14 protein-coding genes, 1 tRNA gene, 1 other RNA gene and 1 pseudogene are annotated in these 19,889 nt (G+C 63.3%); 13 read left to right on the top strand and 4 right to left on the bottom strand.

All coding sequences use genetic code 11. From position 1 onward, the window contains the following. Nucleotides 1-247: 247 nt before the first annotated feature. The gene (gene tkt / locus FF124_RS20335) at nt 248-2,230 is read right to left on the bottom strand and encodes a transketolase (protein WP_138750313.1); all 1,983 of its coding nucleotides are present in this window, start codon (nt 2,228-2,230) and stop codon (nt 248-250) included. Between the two features lie 563 nt (nt 2,231-2,793). Between tkt and FF124_RS20330 the strand changes: the two genes are divergently transcribed. The 8 genes and pseudogenes from FF124_RS20330 (at nt 2,794) to FF124_RS20295 (ending at nt 8,457) form a co-directional block, all read left to right on the top strand. After that, nucleotides 2,794-3,075: a DUF4164 domain-containing protein gene (locus FF124_RS20330; protein ID WP_187327024.1), complete on the top strand. Its 282-nt coding sequence runs from the start codon at nt 2,794-2,796 to the stop codon at nt 3,073-3,075. A gap of 18 nt (nt 3,076-3,093) precedes the next feature. Then, a pseudogene (locus FF124_RS20325) lies at nt 3,094-3,337 on the top strand (cell division protein ZapA); the annotation flags it as partial. Between the two features lie 227 nt (nt 3,338-3,564). Then, nucleotides 3,565-3,726: non-coding RNA, 6S RNA (ssrS, locus tag FF124_RS20320), on the top strand. A 60-nt stretch (nt 3,727-3,786) separates the two neighbouring features. Beyond that, the gene (locus tag FF124_RS20315) at nt 3,787-4,347 is read left to right on the top strand and encodes a 5-formyltetrahydrofolate cyclo-ligase (RefSeq protein WP_138750332.1); all 561 of its coding nucleotides are present in this window, start codon (nt 3,787-3,789) and stop codon (nt 4,345-4,347) included. A 130-nt stretch (nt 4,348-4,477) separates the two neighbouring features. Then, on the top strand, nt 4,478-5,302 hold the full coding sequence (locus FF124_RS20310; protein ID WP_138750311.1) for a TIGR00282 family metallophosphoesterase: 825 nt from the start codon (nt 4,478-4,480) through the stop codon (nt 5,300-5,302). Between the two features lie 114 nt (nt 5,303-5,416). Further along, nucleotides 5,417-6,133: an MgtC/SapB family protein gene (locus FF124_RS20305; RefSeq protein ID WP_138750310.1), complete on the top strand. Its 717-nt coding sequence runs from the start codon at nt 5,417-5,419 to the stop codon at nt 6,131-6,133. 117 nt (nt 6,134-6,250) lie between these two features. Next, complete coding sequence (locus tag FF124_RS20300) at nt 6,251-7,219, top strand: tetratricopeptide repeat protein (RefSeq protein ID WP_138750309.1); 969 nt, start codon at nt 6,251-6,253, stop codon at nt 7,217-7,219. Nucleotides 7,220-7,329: 110 nt separating this feature from the next. Further along, the gene (locus FF124_RS20295) at nt 7,330-8,457 is read left to right on the top strand and encodes a site-specific DNA-methyltransferase (protein ID WP_138750308.1); all 1,128 of its coding nucleotides are present in this window, start codon (nt 7,330-7,332) and stop codon (nt 8,455-8,457) included. 173 nt (nt 8,458-8,630) lie between these two features. Here the strand turns inward: FF124_RS20295 and FF124_RS20290 are convergent, their stop codons facing one another. Both FF124_RS20290 and mutY read right to left on the bottom strand, forming a co-directional pair. Then, nucleotides 8,631-9,245: an HAD family hydrolase gene (locus FF124_RS20290; protein ID WP_138750307.1), complete on the bottom strand. Its 615-nt coding sequence runs from the start codon at nt 9,243-9,245 to the stop codon at nt 8,631-8,633. Next, complete coding sequence (gene mutY / locus FF124_RS20285; RefSeq protein WP_246072605.1) at nt 9,242-10,336, bottom strand: A/G-specific adenine glycosylase; 1,095 nt, start codon at nt 10,334-10,336, stop codon at nt 9,242-9,244. Before mutY ends, FF124_RS20290 begins: the two co-directional genes overlap by 4 nt. A 168-nt stretch (nt 10,337-10,504) precedes the next feature. Here mutY and FF124_RS20280 point away from each other — a divergent pair, with 168 nt between their 5' ends. From FF124_RS20280 to ppdK, 4 genes are all read left to right on the top strand, one after another. Beyond that, on the top strand, nt 10,505-11,035 hold the full coding sequence (locus tag FF124_RS20280; protein ID WP_138750306.1) for a DUF721 domain-containing protein: 531 nt from the start codon (nt 10,505-10,507) through the stop codon (nt 11,033-11,035). A 109-nt stretch (nt 11,036-11,144) separates the two neighbouring features. After that, on the top strand, nt 11,145-11,816 hold the full coding sequence (locus tag FF124_RS20275) for a DsbA family protein (protein WP_138750305.1): 672 nt from the start codon (nt 11,145-11,147) through the stop codon (nt 11,814-11,816). A gap of 84 nt (nt 11,817-11,900) precedes the next feature. Continuing rightward, a complete protein-coding gene (locus FF124_RS20270; protein ID WP_138750304.1) occupies nt 11,901-15,362 on the top strand; it encodes a chromosome segregation SMC family protein in 3,462 nt (1,153 codons plus the stop codon). Between the two features lie 129 nt (nt 15,363-15,491). Then, complete coding sequence (gene ppdK / locus FF124_RS20265; protein WP_138750303.1) at nt 15,492-18,176, top strand: pyruvate, phosphate dikinase; 2,685 nt, start codon at nt 15,492-15,494, stop codon at nt 18,174-18,176. A gap of 103 nt (nt 18,177-18,279) precedes the next feature. Here ppdK and FF124_RS20260 read toward each other — a convergent pair whose 3' ends face one another. Next, nucleotides 18,280-19,191, bottom strand: coding sequence for an MBL fold metallo-hydrolase (locus FF124_RS20260; RefSeq protein WP_138750302.1), 912 nt, complete (start codon nt 19,189-19,191; stop codon nt 18,280-18,282). Between the two features lie 204 nt (nt 19,192-19,395). Between FF124_RS20260 and FF124_RS20255 the strand changes: the two genes are divergently transcribed. Next, a tRNA-Gln gene (locus tag FF124_RS20255) sits at nt 19,396-19,470 on the top strand. Nucleotides 19,471-19,889: the final 419 nt, after the last annotated feature.

Below are 19,889 nucleotides of genomic sequence, written 5' to 3'. Positions count from 1 at the left end.
AGGGACTCCCTATTCGCGAGTAGATATATTTTACAAAGCTCAAAGCCGCCGGATGGCGCCCCGAGGGGCGGGCGTTCTCTCATGAGACCGCCGGAACGAAAACGGCCATCGCGCGCCGGCAAGCCGGCTGCCCCGATATAAGCGTTATTTGCCGGAAAATCAGCCTTAAACCGGCAGGGTGACGTCATTTTCGGCAAGACACAGCCCGGTTTGGACCGGGCTGTGCAATTCAATCCTTTGAAGTCGCTTATGCGCGCTTCTTTTCGACCGCCTCGACAATCGCCTCGGCGGTGATGCCGAAGTGCTTGAAGAGGTCGGAGCCCTTGCCGGAGGCGCCGTAGCCGTCCATGCCGATGAAGATGCCGTCGGTGCCGATGAAGGCGTCCCAGCCCATGCGGATCGCGGCTTCGACGCCGACCTTGATCGGCGAATTGCCGATGATGGCCTTCTGGTAGTCTTCCGGCTGTTCGAAGAACAATTCCATGCAGGGCACGGAAACGACGCGGGTGGCAATGCCCTTGCCGTCGAGAACCTTCTGGGCTTCGACGGCGAGGCCGACTTCCGAGCCGGAGGCGAAGATCGTCACTTCGGCCTCATTGGCCGGGATCAGATCATAGGCGCCCGTGGCGCAGAGGTTCTTCTCCGAATAGTCGAGGCGAACGGCCGGCAGGTTCTGGCGGGTGAGCGCAATGCCGGACGGCGCGTGCTGGCTTTCCAGCGCGAGCTGCCAGCATTCCGCCGTTTCCATGGCGTCCGCCGGGCGGAACATCAGGAGGTTCGGGATCGCCCGCAGCGATGCCATCTGCTCGACCGGCTCATGGGTCGGGCCGTCTTCGCCGACGCCGATCGAGTCATGCGTCCAGACATGAATGACGCGGATGCCCATCAGCGCTGCCAGACGCACAGAGGTGCGGCAATAATCCGAGAAGATCAGGAAGCCGCCGGAATAGGGGATCAGCCCGCCATGGAGCGCGATGCCGTTCATGGCTGCCGCCATGGCATGTTCGCGGATGCCCCAGTGGATGAAGCGGCCGGAGAAGTCGTCGGGCGTGATCGACGGCGTCTGGCTGGTGTTGGTGTTGTTCGAGCCGGTCAGGTCGGCGGAGCCGCCGATCGTTTCCGGAATGGCGCCGTTGATGACTTCCAGCGCGTTTTGCGAGGACTTGCGCGAGGCAAGCGTCGGCTTCTCGTCGGCAAGCTTCTGCTTGTATTTCTGCACCGTGCGGTCGAAGGAGCCGGGCAGCGCGCCGGAGAAGCGGCGGTTGAACTCGGCCTTGATCTCGGCCTTGGTGCCCTCAAGCCGCTCTTCCCATTCCACGCGCGACTTGGTCGAGCGCAGGCCGGCGACGCGCCATGCGTCGAGAATGTCCTCCGGCAGTTCGAAGGGGGCGTATTCCCAGCCGAGGGCCTTGCGGGTTTCGGCAATCTCCTCGTCGCCGAGCGGGGAACCGTGGGCCTTGTTAGTGCCGGCCTTTTTCGGCGCGCCGTAACCGATGGTCGTCTTGCAGGCGATCATGGTCGGCTTGTCGGACTTCTGCGCTTCCTCGATGGCCGCGGCAACCTCGTCCGGGTTGTGGCCGTCAATGTCGATCGTGTGCCAGTTGGCCGCGCGGAAGCGGGCGTGCTGGTCGGTCGAATCGGCAAGCGAAACGGCGCCGTCGATGGTGATCGAGTTGTTGTCCCAGAAGAGGATCAGCTTGGAAAGCTTCAGGTGGCCGGCAAGCGTGATCGCTTCCTGGCTGATGCCTTCCATCAGGCAACCGTCACCACACAGCGCATAGGTGTAGTGATCCATCAGACCTTCGCCGAATTCATCGGCAAGCTTGCGTTCCGCAATCGCCATGCCGACGGCATTGGCAATGCCCTGGCCGAGCGGACCGGTGGTCGTTTCGATGCCTGAGGCATGGCCATATTCCGGGTGGCCGGCGGTCTTGGAGCCGAGCTGGCGGAAATTCTTCAGGTCTTCGAGCGTCATGTCCTCGTAGCCGAGGAGATAGAGCAGCGAATAGAGCAGCATGGAGCCATGGCCCGCGGACAGCACGAAGCGGTCGCGGTTCGGCCAGTTCGGGTTCTTGGGATCGAACCGCATGAACTTGGTGAACAGCACCGTCGCGACATCGGCCGCGCCCATCGGCAGACCGGGATGTCCCGAATTGGCCTTCTGCACGGCGTCCATGGAGAGGAAACGGATCGCGTTGGCCATCCGGTTATGTTTTTCAAGAGAAGTCATGTGTTCTTCGCTTTTCTTGATTCTTGAGAGATTGCGTTGGTCATTGGGAAACCGGCCATCTGGCCGGTCGGCAGTGCTGCCGGTTAAATTACAGTGTTGCCCGAACCAATCAAGGCGGCAAATCCGAAAGCGCCTCGCTGGACCTCGAGCCCGAAAACGCGTGGACACTACACCATTTCATATGGGCCTGCCACAGCTTAACCAGCCTTGCTGCAATATGGTGCATGACCTGCCTCTTTTAAGCGGTTTCCCTGCCTCTAAATCGATTGATAAGCGAAGTTTCTCCGCGCTTCATTGCTTTATGACAAATCGTCGGCGTGTCATGCGCTCACAAATGCGCCATCTTCCTCCTCAGGTGTGCCGGCGCGCGCGGGCGGTCGGCGTTGCATCAAGTTTCCACTTGACAATCATGGGCCTCAGTTGACCTCGGCTGTTAACTCTCCCTAAGATCACGATGAAATTTCGGGTATCTTGGCGATTCGAAAGTGTATTTTCGCACCCTAGAGTGGCGGCTTTCGGGGCGGTTCATGCAATGCGCGTCTCTCTCTTGAAGAGGAAAGGCAATGGTGGCGGAAACGGGTCGGCTGCAAAATGCGCTTGAGGCGCTGGAAAAGGCGCTTTCCGGCCTGGAAAACGCCGTCGACGCCCGCACGGACAAGCTTCAGAACCGGGAAGACCTCGAAAACGAGGTGCGGATCGTGCATGAGGACCGCGCGGGCCTTGCGCGCGAACTGGACCAGGCGCAGTTTCGGGCGAACCGGCTGGAAGAAGTCAACCGCGAGGTTTCCCGCAGGCTGGTCACGGCCATGGAGACGATCCGCTCGGTTCTCGACCACGAGAGATAGGTCGCAAAAGAGGAAGAGATGGCGCAAGTCACCGTCAATATTGATGGCAAGGCCTACCGGATGGCCTGCGAGACTGGGCAGGAAGACCACCTGGTCGATCTTGCCGCCCGTTTCGATTCCTATATCGGCAATCTGCGCGGCCAGTTCGGCGAGATCGGCGACCTGCGACTGACGGTGATGGCGGGCATCATGATCATGGACGAATTGCACGACCTGCAGACGCTCGTCGATGCCAACGCCGCCGAACTCAACGATCTTCGCGCCAGGGCGGGCGATGCCGACAGCGCGCGGGCGGCCCATGACGATGAGGTGGCGGCCGTCCTGGAGAACCTCGCCGGGCGGCTTTCGACGCTTTCCAGGAAGGTATCGGGCGCCGACAAGTAGCTGGATTTCCGCAGGGCCGAAGACGCTTCGGGCGACCAGGGAAAAATCATATTCGCGACGTCTTTTCCCTCTGGCGGGCGGAAGGCCAGAGCCTTATATAGGAACTACGGTCTGCGCTTCTCGACAGGAATCAACGAATCCCCGGGGCCTTACTCGATCCTAAGGGAGCTGTCCCTGACCTCGCTCGTGGGCTTGGTTATATGGCGCCCACCTACTTCTGTAGGCGCCCAGGATCCAACCGATTCCATCGGTCGCCGTGGACCGGCCACTTCCTTATGACGCAGGCAGGACATGCGTGTGAACGACGTGCCAGACAGCAAGCCGGACATGCGCAACCGCAGTCTCAAACGCCGGGATGCGCTGACGACCGATGAGCGCCGCCTGAAAAGCCTGGCGATTGCCACGCACGGGGCCGAGGCGCTTGTCCCCCAAATTGCCGGAAAATGCGTCGCCGGCTATCACCCCATCCGCTCCGAGGCCGATGTCGGCCTGCTGATGGCCCTGCTGGAGAAGGCGGGGGCTGAGCTTGCGCTGCCCGCCGTTGTCGACCGCGAGACCATCGTCTTCCGTCCTTTCCGGTCGGGCGAGGAACTCGTCGCCGGCGGCTTCGGCACGCGCGCGCCGGGCGAGGACGCCGGCGAAGTCGATCCCGACATCCTGCTGATGCCGCTTTCGGTCTTTGACGAGGCCGGCAACCGCATCGGCTATGGCGCCGGCCATTACGACCGGGCGATCGCGCGCCTTGCCGCGCGCGGCAGAAAGCCCTTTCTTGTCGGTATCGCCTTCGACCTGCAGGAAGTGCCGTCCGTTCCCGCCGAACCCCACGACGTGCCGCTCGACGCGATCATCACCGAAAGCGGTTTCCGGCGGATCGAAAACGGGGATTGAAGCGGGCTTTCCAACCTGTTTTCGACAAAAACCATTTGCATGAAGGCGGCGGGGCGTTAGAGCCTGTTTGCACGAAGGTCGGCGCCTGTGCGGTTCCGGCATGCGCCGTCAGGGACAGATTGGATTTCTCATGCGTTTGCTTTTTCTCGGGGACATGGTCGGTAAGACGGGCCGCAAGGCGGTGTGGGATCGCCTGCCGGGCCTGATCAGCGATCTGAAGCTCGATTTCGTCATCGTCAACGGCGAGAACGCCGCCGGCGGTTTCGGCATCACCGAGACCATCTTTCAGGAGACCATCAATGCCGGCGCCGATGTGGTGACCACCGGCAATCACGTGTGGGACCAGAAGGACGCGATCATCTTCGCCGACCGGCATGAACAGTTCCTGAGGCCGGCGAACTATCCGGCCGGCACGCCGGGCAGGGGGTCCAGCATTCATTATGCCAGGAACGGCGCGCGCGTTTTGGTAGCCAACATCATGGGACGCGTGTTCATGCATCCCGAACTCGACGATCCCTTCAAGGCGGGCGAGGACATTCTGGAAGCCTGCCAGCTGAAGGATCAGGTGGACGCCATCGTCTTCGATTTCCACGCGGAAGCCACCAGCGAGAAGCAGGCCTTCGGCCATTTCGTCGATGGCCGCGCCAGCCTCGTTGTCGGCACCCACACCCATGTGCCGACCGCCGACTGCCAGATCCTGAACGGCGGCACGGCCTATATGTCGGATGCCGGGATGTGCGGCGATTACGATTCCTCGCTCGGCATGGACAAGGAAGAGCCGCTCTCCCGCTTCGTCTCCAAGATGAACAAGTCCCGTTTCGAGGCCGCGACGGGGCCTGCAACCATCTGCGGCGTCGGCGTCGAGATTTCCGATACGACCGGCCTCGCCGAGAAGATCGCCCCGCTGCGCCTCGGGCCGAGGCTCTCCGAGACCGTGCCGGACTTCTGGAACTAGGCGCCGCGCTTTTGCGGCATAATTTGCTTGTCACGTTCGTGCTGGACAAAGCGCTATCGGCGGTGGAACCTTGCCTGGCCCCCGCCGGCAACAAAACAGCAGGACCAGCTCGGCATGAACTTCCTCAATACCTTCCAGCTCTTTCCCATCCTCGACAGCGCACTCAGCCTGATCGTCGGCTTCATCTGCGGCACGGCGATCGGCGCGGAACGGCAGTATCGCCAGCGCAGCGCCGGCGTGCGCACCAATGCGCTGGTCGCCATCGGGGCGGCCGCCTTCGTCGATCTCGGCCAGCGGGTGGCCGGCGACGTGGAGGCGGTTCGCGTCATTTCTTATGTGGTCTCCGGCATCGGCTTTCTCGGCGCCGGCGTGATCATGAAGGAGGGCTATAATGTGCGCGGTCTCAACACGGCCGCTACGCTCTGGTGCTCGGCCGCCGCCGGCGCCTGTGCGGGCTCCGATATGCTGGCGGAAGCGGTGCTCGTCACGATCGTGGTGCTCGCCGCCAATACCCTGCTTCACCCGGTCGCCGACCGCATCAACCGCCTGCCGCTCAATCCGAACGCCGGCGAAGCCATGTTCGTCGTGCGCGTCGTCACCAGCCAGGACAGGATCTCCGCCGTGCGCCGCCAGCTCTTCGAGGAACTCGACCGCGCGCGCTATCCGGTGCGCGACATCGAGATCGAGGAGCGCGAGGATGGTCTGGTCGAGATCGGCGCCACCCTTGTGCGCACCGCCGTCATCCACGCCGAAATCGACACGCTCGTCGCCGGCATGGTCAAATGGCCGGGCGTTGCCAATGCCTATTGGGAGAACGAGTTGGCCGATTGAGCCACCCGTGCGCGACACTTTGCTGGTTCTCCTTGTTGCATCTCTGACGTGCGGCATTTAGCCTGATCGCGTCATTTTGCAGGATGCCGGGGGCGGCCTTGTGGCCGAGGGGATGAGTTGAAAAGAGTTTTGGTGCCGGTTCTGGCTGTGATGCTGGCCATGCTGGTCGCCGCCTGTGACGGCGGCTCTCGCGCGAGCGAAGACGGGCAGGCCGTGATCGGCGATACCGGCTTCGCCGTCGACCTGGACGAAAAGGCGCGCCGTGCCATTTTGCGTGGCTGGTATAGCGATTTCAAGTTGATGCTCTCAGCCTTCATGGGCGATGGCGCGGCGCAGAACAATCTCGGCGTCCAGTATCTGACCGGGGTCGGACGAGAACGCGATCCGGCGGAGGCCGCCGTCTGGTTCAGGAAATCGGCCGACAAGAATTTCCTGGAGGCCCAGTCTAATCTCGGCTCGCTCTACATGCGCGGCGATGGCGTTCCCATCGATTATGAGATGGCGGCCCGTTACCTGAGCCCTGCATCTGCGCGCGGGCACAAGGATGCCCAGTATAATCTCGGCGTGCTGTACCAGCAGGGTTGGGGCGTCGAGCAGAATGACGGGGAGGCCTTCAGCCAGTTTCACCTTGCAGCCCAGCAGGGCATGGCGTTGGGGGAATTCAACGTCGGCATCTATTTCATGAACGGCATTCATGTCGAGCAGAACGACGACAAGGCATTCCAATGGCTCGAGCGCGCCGCCTACAAGGACCTGCCGATCGCCCAGCTCAATTTCGGCTATCTCTACGAAAAAGGGATGGGCACGGACAGGGACCTCAGAAAGGCGTTCCGCTGGTACCAGAGAGCGGCGAAGGCGGGCCTTAAGGAAGCCCAGTTCGAGACCGGCATGTTCTATCGAAGCGGCAGGGGCGTGACGAAGGATTGCGGCGAGGCCGTGCGCTGGCTGAAGGCTGCCGCCGAACAGAACGACCGCAATGCGCTTGGCGAACTCGCTTTCATGTATGAGCACGGGCTCTGCGTGCCCTACGATCCGGGCGAGGCGGAGGAATGGTATGCCCGCGCCGGCGCGTTCAGCCGGGGCTGAAGACCTTCTCCAGGTTCGTTTTGTCAGTCCTCCTCAACGCTTTGGTAACCAAAACAGGTGAGAATCCTGTCAGTCACCAGTCGTTGAGTACCTGTAAAAGCGAGTAACACATGGTCCCGGTCTCTGCCCTTAAGACGAAGGCGGCGTCGCCTCAGCGCGCCGAATGGATTGACACCATCATCAAGGGCGATTGCGTAGCGGCGCTCGAAGCGCTTCCGGACCATTCTGTCGACGCGATCTTCGCCGACCCGCCCTATAATCTCCAGCTTGGCGGCGTTCTCCACCGGCCGGACCAGTCGAAGGTCGATGCCGTCGATGATGAATGGGACCGGTTCGCCTCCTTCGAGGCCTATGACGCCTTCACCACCGCCTGGTTGCTCGCCTGCCGCCGCGTGCTGAAGCCGAGCGGCACGATCTGGGTCATCGGTTCCTATCACAATATCTTCCGCGTCGGCGCGAAGATGCAGGATCTCGGATTCTGGATCCTCAACGACATCGTTTGGCGCAAGACCAATCCGATGCCGAACTTCAAGGGCAGGCGGTTCCAAAACGCGCACGAGACGATGATCTGGGCAAGTCCGGACGCCGATGCGCGCGGCTACACCTTCAACTACGACGCCATGAAGGCGGCCAATGACGATGTGCAGATGCGCTCCGACTGGCTGTTTCCGATCTGCTCCGGCGGCGAGCGTCTGAAGGGCGAGGACGGCAAGAAGGTGCATCCGACGCAAAAGCCCGAGGCGCTTCTGTCGCGCATCATCCTATCCTCGACCAAACCCGGCGATGTCGTGCTCGATCCGTTCTTTGGTTCCGGCACCACGGGCGCGGTCGCCAAACGCCTTGGCCGTCATTTCGTCGGCGTCGAGCGCGAGCAGGCCTATATCGACGCGGCGACAGCGCGCATCGCGGAGGTCGAACCGCTCCCGGATGAGATGCTGGCGCCGACGCCGAGCAAGAAATCGCTGCCGCGCGTGGCTTTTCTCTCGCTGATCGAAAGCGGGCTTCTTGCGGCCGGAGACAGGCTGACCTCGCCCAAGGGCGACCTTGCCGCCCATGTGCGGGCCGACGGCACGCTGGCAAGCGGCGCCGACAGCGGCTCGATCCATAGGCTTGGCGCGCGGCTCCAGGGCGCCGAGGCCTGCAATGGCTGGACGTTCTGGCATTATGAGGAAGGCGGCGAGCGCTATCCGATCGACCGGCTGCGCGGGCGCATCCGCGCCGCCATGGCCAGCACCTGATTGCGCCGCTCCTTATATTAGGATTTTGTCAACTATATATAGAGATTGTTTACGAATTTCGTTTAATGGTTGAGCTGTTCCCTGCAGCGGCGTAGCGGTTGGCGACCTCCGAACGACACGCGGCAAAATTCCGGGCCTGGCATCCGTCGGGCCCGGTTGCGTTTCCGGCGGCTTCAGACGGTAATGCCGAAACTGGCGAGATCGGCCTTCAGCGCATCAGCGCCGGTAAAGCGCACCGCGTTCCAGCCGGCGGCCTTCGCCCCTTCCACATTGACGGCCTTGTCGTCGATGAACAGCGTCGCCTCTGGCGCAAGGCCGAACGTCTCGACATGGCGCTCGAAAATGTCACGGTCGGGCTTGACCATGCCGACCTCGCCGGAGACGGTGATGCCGCGTCCCTTATCCAGAAACGGATAGCGCGTGCGGCAGATGCGGAACGTATCGGGCGCGAAATTGGTCAGAAGCGTCACGTCATGGCCGGCGGCGATCAGCGCCTGGTAGAGCGCGACGGAATCCTCGTAGGCGTAAGGAATCATCTCGTCCCAATGGGCGCGGAAGGCGCGGATATTCTCGGCCTCTTCCGGGTGACGGGCGATCGCTTCGGCTTCCGCCTCGGGCCAGGGGCGACCGCGGTCCTGCTCGTGGTTCCACGCATCGGTGCAAACCTCGGCAAAGAAACGGGCGCGTTTTTCGGCGTCCGGGATGATGCGCGAAAACGGCACGAGCGGATCGTAATGCACCAGCACATGGCCGATGTCGTAAACGATGTGGCGGATTTCAGTGGTCATGGTCTCTCCCTGCTGGCCTTGAATGCATCGGGTATAGCCTGCGTGATTGCCTTCTTCATTACACTGGGCAGCGCTTCCTCACCAAGGGCTGCGATTTTCGTCCAGCGTCCTCCCGATACCGGGCCTTCGGCACGTTCGGCGTGAAAGACGGCAAGCCTGAGTTCGAAATGGGTAAAAACGTGGACCACCTCGCCCTTTGACCTCCAGTCGGCGGCAAAGGGGGCGGCATCCGTTCCGGTCTCGCCGTCGGTCCTGGCGGTCCAGCCGGTCGTCGGAACCTCCGCCATGCCGCCGAGGAGGCCCTTCTCCGTTCGGGTTCTGAGCAGGATCTTGCGATCGGCGGTCTCGGCGACGAAGGCCGCGCCGCGGCGTACGGGCCGCGCCGCCTTCGGCATCTTCAGGGGAAAACGCTGCGGGTCGTCACCGGCGAGCGCGGTGCACTCCTCGCGCAGAGGACAGAGAACGCAGGCCGGCCGCTTCGGCGTGCAGAGCGTCGCGCCGAGATCCATCATCGCCTGGGCAAAATCGCCGGGCCGTTCTTGCGGCGTCATCTCCTTCGTGCGGGCGCGGATTTCAGGCTTGGCCGAGGGCAGGGGCGTCTCGATGGCAAAAAGCCGCGTGACCACACGTTCCACATTGCCGTCGACCACGGCTTCCGGCCGGTCAAAGGCGATGGCCGCAATGGCCGCCGCCGTATAGTCGCCGATGCCGGGCAGCGCCTTCAGGTCGTCAAATGTGTCGGGGAACCGCCCGCCATGATCGCGCGCCAGCACTTCGGCGCATTTCTTCAGATTGCGGGCGCGGGCGTAATAGCCGAGCCCCGCCCATGCGGCCATGACGGCGTCCGTATCGGCTGCGGCAAGGTCGTCCACGCGCGGCCAGCGGGCAAGGAACTTGTCGAAATAGGGCTTCACCGCCTGCACCGTGGTCTGCTGCAGCATGATCTCGGAAAGCCAGACGTGGTAGGGATCCGGCAGGGTGCCCTCGGCCTTGTCGGCAGGGCCGACGCGCCAGGGAAGGTCCCGGTGGTGGCGGTCGTACCAGGCAAGAAGCTTGCGGGCGAAATGATCCATGGGTCCTGACATCAACATGCATGCGGTCTTCTCACGGCATATCGCGGAAGGCCGATGGCGGGCAAGTTCCGGGGCAAATTTAACCCGCGGCTTTTTGATGCTCCCTGTTCATGGCCGGACAAATTCTCTATGGTCGGCGCACCTTCTGCCGCATGAAGCGGCCGGTTTTGCGAAGGTCTGGAAATCATGCGCCCGTCCCGTCCGAGAAACGCCAGCCAGATTGCCGATGTCGCCAACAGCCTCATCGATCCGATCCTTGCGCGCCGCGCCGGCATTTCCACCGCCCTCTTGAGCGCGTGGGAGGAGATCGCCGGCGAGGCCTATGCCGAATTCTCGCGGCCGGAAAAGATCACCTGGCCGAAACGCGCCTCCGAGAGCGAGGATGGCGGTTTCCGGCCCGGCTGCCTGACGGTTGCCTGCGAGGGCGCGCGCGTTCTGTTCCTGACCCATGCGCAGGGCGAACTTATTCACCGGGTCAACGGCTTTTTCGGCTTCTCGGCGATCGACCGCATCAAGGTGGTGCAAAAGCCGGTGCAGCCGCCGGGCGGGCGCCGCAGAAGACCGCCGGAACTCTCACCCGCCGAGGCGAGAGACCTGGAGGCGCGCCTTCAGGGGATCGAATCGGAAAAGCTCAAGGCCGCGATCATGCGGCTTGGCGCGGGCGTGATGAGCGAGAAACGCAGAAAGGAACGGGCAAGAGGTCGCGGGCCGGCCTGATGATACACGCGACGGTCACATCTGTTTGAAGGAGGCGCTGCCGGCTTGTACAACCTGTCACCGGTCGCTAGTGAAGATGAAACGGGAAACCAGACGAGAGAAAGCGAAAATGGCTGAATTCGAGATCACCAAGCGGACCCTTTTGCGCGGCGTTGCTGCCGGCAGCGCGGTGGCGGGGCTTTCCCTTGCCCCTTCCGCCTTTGCCCAGAGCGGCGAGCTGCCGAAGAGCCAGGGCACTGTCGACATGAAGAAGGCGCTGGAGCCCGGACCGCTTCCGGAAATCGCTTTGGGCGAGGAGGACGCGCCGGTCAAGATCATCGAATATCTGTCGATGACCTGCCCGCACTGCGCCAACTATCAGGAAAACACCTTTCCGGCGATCAAGGAAAACTATATCGACACGGGCAAGGTCTATTACATCTTCCGCGAGTTTCCCTTCGATCCGCGCGCCATGGCCGCCTTCATGCTGGCGCGTTGTGCGCCGAACGGCAAATATGTGCCCTTCATGGACATGATGCTGGCGCAGCTGAGAACCTGGGCCACCGCCGAAGATGGCAGCGCCGCGATGCTGCAGATGGCCAAACTCGCCGGTTTTACACAGGAAAGCTTCCAGGCCTGCTTGACGGACCAGAAGCTGCTCGATGAGATAAATTCGGTAAGAGAACGCGGGGCGGAAGAGTTCGGTGTCAGCGCGACGCCGACCTTTTTCATCAACGGCAAGAAATATGCGGGGGACATGTCGGTTGACACTATGTCGGCCCTTATCGACAGCATGCTCTGAAAGACCGTTCGCTGAGATTTTGGCGCGCGCCTGTGAGGGCGCGCGCTTTTTTGTGTCAGGCTGTCCTTTGCGGGATGTCGGCCGATGAAGTTCGAGCGCCTGCGTCTTGTCGGCTTCAAGTCCTTCGTCGAGGCGAGCGATTTCGTCATCGCGCCGGGGTTGACGGGTGTCGTCGGCCCCAATGGCTGCGGCAAGTCCAACCTTGTCGAGGCCCTGCGCTGGGTGATGGGCGAAAATTCCTACAAGAACATGCGCGCCTCCGGCATGGACGACGTGATCTTTTCCGGCTCCGGCAGCCGTCCGGCCCGCAACTCGGCGGAAGTCGGCCTGCACATAGACAATGCCGACCGGTCCGCGCCCGCAGCCTTCAATGACAGCGACGAGATCCAGGTCTCGCGGCGCATCACCCGCGAGCAGGGATCGCTCTATCGCATCAACGGCAAGGAGGCGCGCGCCAAGGATGTGCAGCTTCTCTTCGCCGATGCCTCCACCGGCGCGCGTTCGCCCTCCATGGTCGGGCAGGGGCGGATCGGCGAACTGATCCAGGCAAAGCCGCAGGCCCGCCGGCAATTGCTGGAAGAGGCCGCCGGTATTTCCGGGCTCTATTCGCGCCGCCACGAGGCGGAACTCAGGCTGCGCGCCGCCGAGACCAATCTGGAACGGCTTGAGGACGTCACCGCGCAACTGTCGAGCCAGATCGAAAGTCTGAAGCGCCAGACGCGGCAGGCGACGCGCTACAAGTCGCTCTCCGCCGATATCCGCGCCCACGATGCCATCCTTCTGCATCTGCGCTGGGTGGAGGCGAAAAACGCCGAGGCGGAGGCGACAAGCGCGCTGAACCAATTGACCTCCGTCGTCGCCGAGCGCGCCAACCAGCAGATGGAGGCGGCCAAGACCCAGGCCGTGGCGGGCCTGAAGACGCCGGAATTGCGCGACGCCGAGGTCAAGGCGGCGGCGACGTTGCAGCGCCTGCAGATTGCCCGTCGCCAGCTCGACGATGATGCCGCACGGATGATGCGTCGCCGCGACGAGCTTTCCCGCCGACTGCTGCAGCTTGCCGAAGACATTCGCCGCGAAGAGGCGATGATCGAAGACAACAGCGCCATTCTGGAACGTCTTGGCGCCGAAGAAGCCGAGTTGACCGAGCTGCTCGACTTTTCCGGCGAGGACGTGGCGGCGGCGCGCGAGACAATGGACGAGGCGGCGGCGAGGCTTTCAGACAGCGAAAGCGTCTTCACCGCGCTGACGGCCGAGCGGGCCGAGGCGGCGGCGACGCGCGCTCAGCTTGAGCGCGCGATCGCCGATCTTGCCGGCAGGCGGGCGCGGCTGGAAAAACAGGTAAGCGACGCCGACAGCGAGCTTGACGGCATCTCTGCCCGGATTTCGGCACTGCCGGACCCATTGGAAAAGCGCGAGGCGCTGGAGGCCGCGGAGATTGCCGAGGAGGAAGCCTATGGCGGCGAGGAATCGACGGAAGAAGCCCTTGCCGAGGCGCGCCGCAACGAGGCGCTGACCCGCCAGCCGGTGGAGGCTGCCAAAGCGAAGCTCTCCGAAATCGAGACCGAGGCCCGCACGATTGCGCAAATGCTCTCCGCAAGCGCCGCCGCCGGCGATTTCACCCCGCTTGCCGATCTTCTGAGCATCGAGCAGGGCTATGAGACGGCGCTCGGCGCGGTGCTCGGCGATGACCTGGAAACGCCTCTGGAGGCCGAGGCGCCGGCCCATTGGCGTGGCAATGGCGCTGGCGCTGGCGATCCGCCGCTGCCTTCCGGTTGCCGGCCGATCAGCGAACTGGTCCAGGCGCCGGCTGAAATCATGCGGCGTCTCCGGCAGGTCGGCCTGGTGGAGGAGGGCGAAGGCGAGGCGATGATGGCATCGCTTTCACCCGGACAGGAACTGGTCACCCGCGCCGGCGCCGTGTTCCGTTGGGACGGGCATGTGAAGGGCGCGGATGCGCCGAGTGCCGCAGCCCTTCGCCTTTCCCAGAAGAACCGGCTCGCAGCGCTTGAGGACGAGCGCCGTGAGGCGGAGGTTCGGCTTGAGGATGCGGAGCAGCGCCAGCGTCAGACCGGTGAAACGGTGCGCGCCGCCGAGGCCCTTCTTGCCGGCGCGCGCGAGAAGCTCCGTCTGGCCGGACGCATGGTGGCCGATGCGCGTTCCGCGCTCGCCGAAGCCGAGCGGGCATCGGGCGAGCTGGTGCGCCGCCGTGATGTGGTGGCCGAGACCCGCAGCCAGCTTGCCGCCCAACTGGAAGATGTCGCAGCGCGCGCCGAAGAGGCGGAGGCGCAGCTTGCCGAAGCGCCTGATTTTTCCGCTCTAGAGCAACGTCTTGCCGCACAGGGGGCGGAAGTCGCCCGGCTGCGCGGCGCGCTTGCCGAAGCCCGTGCCCGCCATGACGGCCTGATGCGCGAGAACGAGGCCCGCAAGCGCCGTATCGTCGCCATCGGCCAGGAGCGCGCAAGCTGGCAGAACCGAGCAAAGGGCGCGGAAGCGCAGATCGCGACGCTCCGGGCGCGCGAGGACGAGGCCCGCGACGAACTGGAGGAACTGGAAGAAGCGCCGGAAGAACTCGAAGACAAGCGCCGTCAGTTGATCCGCGAGCTCGAGGCCGCCGAAGAGGCGCGAAAGTCGGCAGCAGACCGCCTCGCCGAAGCCGAGGAGGCCCAGCGCGAGGCCGACCGCCATGCCGCCAAGGCGCTCGCCGATCTTGCCGAAGCGCGCGAAAAGCGCGGCCGCGCCGAAGAGCGTCTGGTTTCCGCCCGCGAGCGGCGCGAGGCGTCGGAAGCGCGCATCCGGGAGGTGCTCGAAGTCGCGCCGCACGAAGCCTTCCGCCTGACCGGACTGGCGCCCGATGCCGACTTGCCGGACCCGATCGCCGTGGAACGCGCGCTGGAGCGGCTCAAGGTCGAGCGCGAACGGCTTGGTGCGGTCAATCTGCGCGCCGAGGAGGAGCAGGCGGAGCTTTCCGGCAAGCTGGAGGAACTGGTGCGCGAGCGCGACGATATTCTCGACGCCATCCGCAAGCTGCGCGGCGCCATCCAGAACCTCAACCGCGAGGGCCGCGAACGGCTGCTCGCCGCCTTTGACGAGGTCAATGACCAGTTCCAGCGCCTCTTCGTCCATCTCTTCGGCGGCGGCATGGCGGAACTGCAGCTGATCGAATCGGATGATCCGCTGGAGGCAGGGCTTGAGATCCTCGCCCGCCCGCCCGGCAAGAAGCCGCAGACCATGACGCTGCTCTCGGGCGGCGAGCAGGCGCTGACGGCGATGGCGCTGATCTTCGCCGTATTCCTCACCAACCCTGCACCGATCTGCGTGCTGGACGAGGTCGATGCGCCGCTCGACGACCACAATGTCGAGCGTTACTGCAACCTGCTCGACGAAATGGCTGCGACCACCGAGACCCGCTTCGTCGTGATCACCCACAACCCGATCACCATGGCCCGCATGGATCGGCTGTTCGGGGTGACGATGGCTGAACAGGGGGTCTCGCAACTGGTCTCCGTCGACCTGAGGACGGCCGAGAAACTGGTCGAGGAAGCCTGACGGCGGGCCGGCCGGCCTCCGTCTTCGGGATTTTTCTCTTTTGTCCAATTCTCATTTCGGTTGCGATGCTCTAACGTCCGGCAAAGAGAGAGTGAAGACGGGCATCGCGCCCGGCAACCGGGCGGACGAATGGCGAACTGGGTTTACGGTTTCGGTTTCAGCGAGGCGGAAGAACACGAGATTGACCGGAATCGACTGGGCGGCAAGGGCGCAAGTCTTGCCGAGATGGCGCGCATGGGGCTTCCCGTGCCGCCCGGCCTGACCGTCGTCTCCGATGTCTGTCTCTATTTCTACGAACACGGCAAGACCTTTCCGGACGGCCTGAAGGAGGAGGTGGCCCGGGGCCTGAAGAAGGTCGAACAGGCAACCGGCAAGCTCTTCGGTCTCAGCAAACGTCCTCTGCTTTTATCCGTGCGGTCTGGCTCACGGGTATCCATGCCCGGCATGATGGATACGGTCCTCAATCTCGGTCTCAATGACGAGACGGTCCAGCTTCTGGCCGAAGATACGGGCGATGCCCGCTTTGCCTGGGACAGCTATCGTCGCTTCATCCAGATGTATTCCGATGTCGCGCTCGGGCTCGACCAGGAATTCTTCGAGGAACTGCTGGAGGAGCGGCTCTCCGAACTGGGTCACGCCTACGAAACCCAGCTGACGGCCGGGCAGCTTGAGGACATTGTGGCAAGCTACAAGGAACTTTTGGAAGAGGAACTTGGCGAGGCCTTTCCGCAGGACCCCTATGAGCAGCTCTGGGGCGCGATCTCGGCGGTCTTTTCCAGCTGGACCAGCGCCAGGGCGACGACCTATCGCGCGCTGCACAATATCCCGTTCGAATGGGGCACGGCGGTCAATATCCAGGCCATGGTGTTCGGCAATCTCGGCAATGATTCGGCGACCGGCGTCGCCTTCACCCGCAATCCCTCGACCGGCGAAAAGGCGCTTTACGGCGAATTCCTGGTCAATGCTCAAGGGGAAGATGTCGTCGCCGGCATTCGCACGCCACAAAGCGTGACGGAGCCGGGACGGATCGCTTCCGGCGGCGAGAAACCGTCTCTGGAAAAGCTGATGCCTGAGGCCTTCCGGGAGCTCGATACCGTTTCCGCCCGTCTTGAGCGCCACTATGGCGATATGCAGGACATGGAATTCACCATCGAGCGCGGCAGGCTCTACATGCTGCAGACGCGTTCCGGAAAGCGGGCGGCCGGCGCGGCGATGAAGATCGCCATGGACATGGCCGACGAGGGCCTGATCACCCGCGAGGAGGCGATCGTTCGCGTCGATCCGGCGACGCTCGACCAGATGCTGCATCCGACCATCAAGCCGGGCTACAAGGGCACCCAGATCGGTTCCGGCCTGCCGGCCTCTCCCGGTGCCGTCACCGGCGAGATCGTGTTTACCGCCGAGGAGGCAATCTCCGCCCATGCGGAGGGGCGCAAGGTCATTCTCGTGCGCACCGAGACGAGCCCGGAGGATATCCATGGCATGACGGCGGCGATCGGCGTTTTGACGACGCGCGGCGGCATGACCAGCCATGCGGCGGTGGTGGCGCGCGGCATGGGCGTGCCCTGCGTGACGGGCGCGGGCAATATGCGTGTCGACCGCTTCGCCAACATCCTCCACGGCCTGAACGGAACCATGCTGCATCCAGGCGACACGGTGACGATCGATGGCGCCACGGGCCGGGTGATGAAGGGGGCGGCGCCAACGCAGAAGCCGGCCCTGTCCGGCGATTTCCAGCGACTGATGGAATGGGCCGATGATGTGCGGCGCATGAAGGTGAGGACCAATGCCGATACGCCGGGCGATGCGCGCGCGGCACGTGACTTCGGCGCCGAGGGCATCGGGCTTTGCCGCACGGAGCACATGTTTTTCGAGGGCGACCGTATCCGCATGATGCGCCGGATGATCCTGGCGGAAACGGAAGAAGGGCGCCGGCAGGCGCTCGACCAGCTTTTGCCGATGCAGCGGGCCGATTTCGAGGAACTCTTTGCCATCATGCACGGCCTGCCGGTGACGATCCGCCTGCTTGACCCGCCATTGCACGAGTTCCTGCCCAAGACGGCAGGCGAGGTGGAGGATGTGGCCGAGGCGCTCAGCATGGAAACCGATGCGCTGCGCCATCGGCTCGATGCGCTTTATGAGTTCAACCCCATGCTCGGCCATCGCGGCTGTCGGTTGGCGATTTCCTATCCGGAGATTGCCGAGATGCAGGCCCGCGCGATCTTCGAGGCCGCGATTGCCGCTGCCCGCGCGACCGGGGAGCCGATCGTGCCGGAGATCATGGTGCCGCTCGTCAGCCTGCGCGCCGAACTGGAATATGTGAAGGGGCGGATTGATGCGGTCGCCCATGCCGTGATGGAAGAAAGCGGCATGGAGATCTCTTATCTGGTCGGCACCATGGTGGAACTACCGCGCGCGGCCCTGAGAGCGCATGAAATTGCCGAGACGGCGGCCTTCTTCTCGCTTGGCACCAACGATCTGACGCAGACGACGTTCGGCCTTTCGCGCGACGATGCGCCGGGCTTTCTCGGCACCTACCAGAAGAAGGGCATCATCGAACGTGATCCGTTCATTTCGCTTGATTTCGACGGCGTGGGTGAACTGATGCGCCTTGCCACCGAGCGCGGACGCCAGACCAAGCCAAACCTTCAGGTCGGCATTTGCGGCGAACATGGCGGCGACCCGGTGTCGATTCGCTTCTGCGAGGGACTGGCTCTCGACTATGTATCCTGCTCTCCCTTCCGTGTGCCGACCGCGCGGCTTGCCGCCGCCCAGGCAACCGTTCGGCAGGCGGAGGAAGCAGGCAGGGCCTAGCGCATCGTGCTTTCCGAAAATCGGAATCGATTTTCGGAAAGCACGATGCGTAGATTCAATAGGTTAGAGCGTCCTTTGTGCGTCCGAATGGACGCACGGCGCTCTAGCGTGCTAGCCGGTAGCGGCCGGCAAGCAGCGGCGGGCCCTCCGTCGAAACGCTGCCGCGCTCGACCAGCGCCTCGAGATGCGCGAGCACGGACAATGCGGCCGCGCCATGCAGGCTCGGCTTTGTGGTGCGGTAGATCACCTTCACCATATCGGCAATTGTCTCGTCGCCGGCGGCAAGACGCTCCAGGATCGCCCTTTCGCGCATCAGCCGGTGCGAGCGGATGCCGCGGACGAAGCCGTGGGCGGCGTTGACCGGGCCGCCGTGACCCGGGAGATAGATGCTTTCCGGCCTCGCAAGCAGCTTTTCGAGAGAGGCCATGTAGTCGTTCATCGAGCCGTCCGGCGGCGCGACAATGGTGGTCGACCAGGCCATCACATGGTCGCCGGAAAAAAGATAGGGCGTGCCTTCCAGCGCGAAGGAGAGGTGGTTGGCGGTATGGCCCGGCGTGTGGACAGCCTGCAGCACGAAGCCGTCCGCGGCAATGCGTTCGCCGTCTGCAAGCGTGATATCGGGCGAAAGCGCCATGTCGGAACTCTCGGCAAAGGGGTTCTCCTCGCCGTCATGCAGCGGGCGGGCGGCGCGGTGATGCGAAAAGGCGAGGATCGGCGCGCCGGTCGCGGCCTTCAGCCGGTGGGCCATCGGCGTGTGGTCGAGATGGGTGTGGGTAACGGCAATCCCGTCGACCTTCCGCCCGTCGATCGCCCTCATCCATATGTCGAAGTGCCCCTCGACATCCGGGCCGGGGTCGATGATGGTCAAAGACCGTTCGCCGACGAGATAGCCGTTCGTGCCGTCGGCTGTGAAGGGGGAGGGGTTTTCTGCCGTCAGCCGGAAAACGCCGTTGGCGATCCTGACGGCGCTGCCATAGGCCGGGTCGAAGTCCTGTTCCGATCGAGGCTCGCGCATTGTCATTCTCCGCCCGACGCGATCCCTGTGCGCCGACCCACTCTATCTGACATCGCAAAGACAAATTGCAAGGCCGCCGGGCCCGACTTCCGTCCTGCCCCGGCGGCAAAAACACTGTCCATCTCCCGATTTAGCCGTTGTCGCCCGGTCGGAGCTTTGCTAAGAGGCTTGTCGTTCCGCCGCTCGCATGCGGCGAGGACATGCTGGGGTGTAGCCAAGCGGTAAGGCACCGGTTTTTGGTATCGGCATGCGCTGGTTCGAATCCAGCCACCCCAGCCAATTTGATCTTGCTGTGCCAATGAAGCATAAGAATGCACGAAATCGCCATTTCTCGTGCACACCCGAGTCAAGAAGATTCTTTTGGATCGGCCCTTTTTTAAAAAAAATATAATTTATTCAGTTATTTGATGTAACTTTGGTTCAGCGCTTTTTGGTGATCTGAGCTCTGCGCCACCGCCCGCAATACGGAGCCGCGCGCTCACCTTCTTCCAAATTTCCATGATCCCGCCGGTTCGGCAACTGACGACGGCGGCTTTGCGCCCCCATTTCGGTCTTTCGGGCCGACTTTTCGGTTTCCTAGGCTGTGTGGACGGATTTGATGAGGTTGAATGCTGCAGCGATTGACACGATGGCTGAAAAGTTGCGTTTGGTTTTCTCGCAGCGCAGAGCCACCCGTTTGAAGCGCTTGAGCTTTCCTA

Origin of the sequence: Martelella lutilitoris (assembly GCF_005924265.1) — a bacterium.
In the GTDB taxonomy this organism is placed as follows: Bacteria; Pseudomonadota; Alphaproteobacteria; order Rhizobiales; family Rhizobiaceae; genus Martelella; species Martelella lutilitoris.
The sequence above is the reverse complement of the archived record's forward strand: the minus strand, read 5'-3'. Positions and strand labels throughout refer to the sequence as shown.

Bases quoted from the DNA above. Each gene is read 5' to 3' on its own strand.
- tkt (WP_138750313.1), bottom strand. From the start codon at position 2,230: ATGACTTCTCTTGAAAAACATAACCGGATGGCCAACGCGATCCGTTTC.
- mutY (WP_246072605.1), bottom strand. From the start codon at position 10,336: ATGTTGATGTCAGGACCCATGGATCATTTCGCCCGCAAGCTTCTTGCC.
- FF124_RS20270 (WP_138750304.1), top strand. From the start codon at position 11,901: ATGAAGTTCGAGCGCCTGCGTCTTGTCGGCTTCAAGTCCTTCGTCGAG.
- FF124_RS20290 (WP_138750307.1), bottom strand. From the start codon at position 9,245: ATGACCACTGAAATCCGCCACATCGTTTACGACATCGGCCATGTGCTG.
- FF124_RS20315 (WP_138750332.1), top strand. From the start codon at position 3,787: ATGCGCAACCGCAGTCTCAAACGCCGGGATGCGCTGACGACCGATGAG.
- FF124_RS20310 (WP_138750311.1), top strand. From the start codon at position 4,478: ATGCGTTTGCTTTTTCTCGGGGACATGGTCGGTAAGACGGGCCGCAAG.
- FF124_RS20330 (WP_187327024.1), top strand. From the start codon at position 2,794: ATGGTGGCGGAAACGGGTCGGCTGCAAAATGCGCTTGAGGCGCTGGAA.
- FF124_RS20275 (WP_138750305.1), top strand. From the start codon at position 11,145: ATGGCTGAATTCGAGATCACCAAGCGGACCCTTTTGCGCGGCGTTGCT.
- FF124_RS20305 (WP_138750310.1), top strand. From the start codon at position 5,417: ATGAACTTCCTCAATACCTTCCAGCTCTTTCCCATCCTCGACAGCGCA.
- FF124_RS20295 (WP_138750308.1), top strand. From the start codon at position 7,330: ATGGTCCCGGTCTCTGCCCTTAAGACGAAGGCGGCGTCGCCTCAGCGC.
- ppdK (WP_138750303.1), top strand. From the start codon at position 15,492: ATGGCGAACTGGGTTTACGGTTTCGGTTTCAGCGAGGCGGAAGAACAC.
- FF124_RS20260 (WP_138750302.1), bottom strand. From the start codon at position 19,191: ATGCGCGAGCCTCGATCGGAACAGGACTTCGACCCGGCCTATGGCAGC.
- FF124_RS20280 (WP_138750306.1), top strand. From the start codon at position 10,505: ATGCGCCCGTCCCGTCCGAGAAACGCCAGCCAGATTGCCGATGTCGCC.